Source organism: Microbispora sp. NPDC049633 (assembly GCF_040675265.1).
Taxonomy (GTDB): Bacteria; Actinomycetota; Actinomycetes; order Streptosporangiales; family Streptosporangiaceae; genus Microbispora; species Microbispora maris.
The window spans coordinates 1-4347 of sequence record NZ_JBFAOO010000341.1; the positions used below are offsets into that span (position 1 = coordinate 1).

5 protein-coding genes are annotated in these 4347 nt (G+C 76.1%); 2 read left to right on the forward strand and 3 right to left on the reverse strand.

Going from position 1 to position 4347, the window contains the following annotated elements:
* Both AB0J39_RS38385 and AB0J39_RS38390 read right to left on the reverse strand, forming a co-directional pair.
* The coding region (locus tag AB0J39_RS38385; RefSeq protein WP_363473967.1) for a sigma factor at positions 1–292 on the reverse strand (292 nt) is incomplete at its 3' end.
* Positions 289–702 (reverse strand): YciI family protein, encoded by a 414-nt coding sequence (locus AB0J39_RS38390; RefSeq protein ID WP_363473975.1) that lies wholly within the window; start codon positions 700–702, stop codon positions 289–291. The genes AB0J39_RS38390 and AB0J39_RS38385, both read right to left, overlap by 4 nt.
* Positions 703–921: 219 nt before the next feature.
* Between AB0J39_RS38390 and AB0J39_RS38395 the strand changes: the two genes are divergently transcribed.
* On the forward strand, positions 922–2499 hold the full coding sequence (locus AB0J39_RS38395) for an alpha/beta fold hydrolase (protein WP_363473969.1): 1578 nt from the start codon (positions 922–924) through the stop codon (positions 2497–2499).
* A gap of 27 nt (positions 2500–2526) precedes the next feature.
* Here AB0J39_RS38395 and AB0J39_RS38400 read toward each other — a convergent pair whose 3' ends face one another.
* Positions 2527–3405 carry an alpha/beta hydrolase gene (locus AB0J39_RS38400; RefSeq protein WP_363473971.1) on the reverse strand — a complete coding sequence of 293 codons (879 nt, stop codon included), beginning with the start codon at positions 3403–3405 and terminating at the stop codon, positions 2527–2529.
* A 113-nt stretch (positions 3406–3518) separates the two neighbouring features.
* Here AB0J39_RS38400 and AB0J39_RS38405 point away from each other — a divergent pair.
* Positions 3519–4347 (forward strand): BTAD domain-containing putative transcriptional regulator (locus AB0J39_RS38405; RefSeq protein WP_363473973.1); only part of this gene is annotated, 829 nt, incomplete at its 3' end.

A 4347-nucleotide genomic window follows, 5' to 3' on the forward strand; every position in this document is an offset into this window, starting at 1 on the left:
GCGCGGCCCGCCACTCGGGCAGCGCCCGTCGGCCGGCGGCCTCCTCCCGGCCGCGCCGGGCCTGTTCGGCGCGCAGCAGATCGGTGAGCCTGCGGCCGGCGACGGTGACGAGCCAGCCCATCGGGTTGTCCGGCAGGCCGTCCTCCGGCCAGCGGACGGCGGCCGCGAGCAGCGCCTCCTGCACGGCGTCCTCGGCGGAGTCGAAGTGGCCGTACCGCCGCACGACCGCGCCGAGGACCCGCGGCGCCAGGCCGCGCAGCAGGTCCTCGGCATCGCCGTGAGGCGTCGTCACAGCTCCGGCTCGGGCTGCGACTCGGCGATGGGACGCACGTCCACGTACCACTCGTGCGCGAGAGCCGCGCCCTCGGGGTGCGGGGTGTGCGCCAGGCGCGCGGCGATCTGCGTCGCCCGGTCGAAGCTGTCGCACTCGACGATCGTGTAACCCGCCAGGACCTCCTCGGTCTCGGCGTACGGGCCGTCGGTGACGACGGGGACGCCCTCGCGCAGCCGGATCCTGCGGGCGTGGACGGGGGCGGTCAGGCCCTGGGCGTCGACGAACTCGCCCGACTTCACCAGGTCGTCGTTCCACTCCGTCATGAACGCGTGCATCGCCGCGACGTCGTCGGCAGACCAGGCGGGCGTGTGGCCCGGCCGTCCCTCGAGGGCGTCGTAGTCCTGCTGCGAGCCATACAGCGTGATCATGTATTTCACGGTTCGCTCCTCTCCGGCGGGCGCCTGCCGCACCGCCGCGCAAGGGACGTCGGAGCCGGCCGTCCGATCCGGACACGGTCTCACGCGCGAGGGAAAGTTTCACGCCCGGGCACGGGGGCCGCGTCCCGGAGCAGCGCGCACTCCCCCGGCGGCCGCTGCGCGGACCCGGGCCGTTGCCGCGCGCGGCTTCCGTTGATCAGTGTGTGCGGCATGGCGGACTGGGCAGGCGCGTCGCGGATCGCGGCGATCACGGCAACCACTGTGGCATCGGTCGTGCTGCTCTCGCCGGTGGCGGCGGCCCCGGCGACGGCGGACGTGCAGGGAGTGCAGGGCGCGGCGGCCTTCGCGCCACAGCCGCGTCCGGGCGAGGACACGCGGCAGGACACACGGCAGGGCCCGCCGCGGCCTCCCGGGCAGCAGCTGCGCTGGGGCGACTGCGCGGGCGTGGACGACCCGGCCCTGCGCTGCGCGGAGGTCACCGTGCCGCTCGACCACCGCCGTCCCCGCGGCCGGACGATCACGATCGCGATCTCGCGGCTGCCCGCGACCGACCCGGCCCGCCGCCGGGGCGTGCTGCTCACCACCGGAGGCGGACCCGGCGGGCCGGGCGTGCCGCTGCCGTCGGCCCTGGCGCCCCAGCTGTCCCCCGAGGTGCGGGCCCGATACGACCTGATCGGCTTCGACATGCGCTTCGTCGAGCGGAGCACGCCCATCGGCTGCGGGCAGGAGCTGGAGGAGACCGGCGGTTACTGGGTGCGCACCGCCACTCCGGGAAGCTTCCCCGCCGACGCCGCCGAGGCCCGCGCGTACGCCCGCGACTGCGTGCGCGCCGCCGGCTGGGCCCTGCCCCACGCCACGACGGCGAACGCGGCCCGCGACATGGACGTCATCCGGGCCGCGCTCGGCGAGGAGAAGATCTCCTACCTCGGCGGGTCGTACGCGGGGATGCTCGGGGCGACCTACAGCACCCTGTTCCCCGGCCGGGTGGACAGGTTCGTGCTGGACAGCCCGCCCTACGGCGACACGGCGTGGCGGCCGTACGAGCTGGCGCGCACCCCCGCGTTCGAGGCCGGGGCCGCCGCCTTCGCCGCCTGGACGGCCGCGCGCGACGCCGACTACGGCCTCGGCGCCACCGCGCAGGAGGTCACCGACGCCGTCACCGGGCTCATCCGCCGCGCCGCGACGAGCCCCCTCGTCGTCGCGGGACACGCCTGGACCGGCGGCGAACTGGGGTCGCTGCTCGTCGCCGGCATCTACGACGAGCGTACTTTCGGGCTGGTCGCGGCGGCCTTCGCCGACCTCTCCGCCGGGCGGGAGCCGTACGTGCCGTTCCCCCTCCGGCCGCTGCCGCCCGCCGGGGTGCCGGGCGTCCCCGCCGACAACCACACCGCGACCAACATCGCCTACCGGTGCGGGGACGGCCCCTGGCCGCGCGACGCCCGCGACTACCTGCGCGACCTCGCCTCCTACAGCGCGCGGTATCCGTTGTTCGGGCCGGCCAACGCCAACATCACGCCGTGCGCCTTCTGGCCCCGGATCAAGGACGAGCCGGTGCGGCTGTCGGCCAACCGCGCGCCCGGGGTCCTGGTGACCGCGGCGCTGCGTGACGTGGCCGTCCCGGTCGCCAACAGCCGCGCCGTCGCGGCGCACATCCCCGGCTCGCGGCTGGTGACCATCGACGCCCACACCCACGCGCCGTACCCGTCGTTCGGCGACGCCTGCCTCAACGGCGCCGTCGACGCCTTCCTCACCACCGGGACGCTCCCGCCCGCCGACGTCGCCTGCTGAGCGACTCGACGGGGCAGGCCCCGCGGCTCAGCGGATGAGCAGGGCGCGCAGGGCCCCGGCGACCACCGCCGGGGCCTCCTCGGCCATGAAATGCCCGCAGGCGACCGTGGAGTGCGCCAGGTCGGGGGCCCAGGCACCCCACAGCGCCCCGGCGTCGTAGCCGAGCGCGGCCCCCCAGTCCTGCTGGAGCACGCTCACCGGCATCCGCAGCCGGTTCCCCGCCTCCCGGTCCGCCCGGTCGTGATCCACGTCGATCCCCGCCGACGCGCGGTAGTCCGCCACGATCGAGGGCACCGCCTTCCGGCAGGCGTCCAGGTAGGCGGCGCGCACGTCGCCGGGGATCGCCCCTCGGTCGAGGGTCCACAGATCGAGGAAGTGACCGAAGAACGCGTCCGCGCTCGCGCCGATCATCCGCTCGGGCAGGCCGGGCGGCTGCGCCATCAGGTACAGGTGGAACCCGACCGCCGCGGCGGCGCCGTGCATCACCTCCCACATGTCCAGCGTGGGCAGCACGTCGAGGCAGGCCAGGTGGCTGACGGCCGCCGGGTGGTCGAGCCCGGCGCGGAAGGCGACCAGGGCGCCGCGGTCGTGCCCGGCCAGCGCGAACCGCTCGTGTCCCAGCGCCCGGGCCAGGGCGACGACGTCGGCGGCCATCGTGCGCTTGGAATAGGTCTCGGGACCGGCCTCGGCCGGTTTGTCGCTGTCGCCGTAGCCGCGCAGGTCGGGGCAGATCACGGTGTGGCCGGCGGCCAGGTCGGCGGCGACGTGCCGCCACATGAGGTGGGTCTGGGGGAAGCCGTGCAGCAGCACGATCGGGCTCCCTGACCCGGCGACGGCCGTGTTCAGCGACACACCGTCGGCGACCGGCACGCGCAGGTAGTCGAAATCGGGAAGGACGGGCGCCATGACGCGTTCCCTTTCTGTGCGGGATCGGGTGTGTCCCCAGGCTGCCGGGCGTGAATGAGCATCCGGTCAGCGCGCTACCGTGACAGGTGCCGTGACCTGGAGGGGAGCCGCAGGTGGGGATCGCGTTCGGGGTGCTGGGGCCGGTGACGGCCTGGGACGGCGCCGGCGCCGCGATCGCCCTGAAGGGGCCACGGCACCGTGCCGTGCTGGCCCGGCTGATCGTCGCGCGCGGGCGCGTCGTCCCGGTCACCCGCCTGGTCGACGACCTGTGGGACGAACCTCCGGCGGGAGCGCTCGGGGCCGTACGGACGTTCGTGGCGGCGTTGCGCCGCGCGCTGGAACCCGACCGGCCGCCCCGCACCCCCGCGCGGCTGCTGGTCACCGAGGGACCGGGGTACGCGCTGCGGGCCGAGACCGACGCGGTGGACTCCTGGCGTTTCGAACACGCGGTGGCCGCCGCCGTGGCGCTGCCTCCGCAGGACGCGCTCGGGCGGCTGGAGGAGGCGCTGGGGTGGTGGCGCGGCCCCGCCTACGCGGAGTTCGCCGACGAGGACTGGGCCCGCGCCGAGCGCTCCCGCCTGGCCGAGCTGCGGCTGCACGCGGTCGAACGCCGGGCCGAGGCGCTGCTGGCCCTGGGCCGGGCCGCCGAGGCGGTGCCCGACCTGGACGCGCACACGGCCGGGCATCCCTGGCGCGAGGAGGCCTGGCGGCTGCTCGCGCTCGCGCTGTATCGCGGCGGACGTCAGGGCGACGCGCTGGCCGTGCTGCGCCGGGCGCGGGCCCTGCTGGTGGATGAGCTGGGCGTGGACCCCGGCCCGGGGCTGCGCCGCCTGGAGACCGACATCCTGCGCCAGGCCCGCCACCTCGACCCCACCCCCACCGCAACCGCCGGCGCGGCCGAACGGGTGTGGGCCGAGGCGACCGCCGCGTACGACCGCGCGG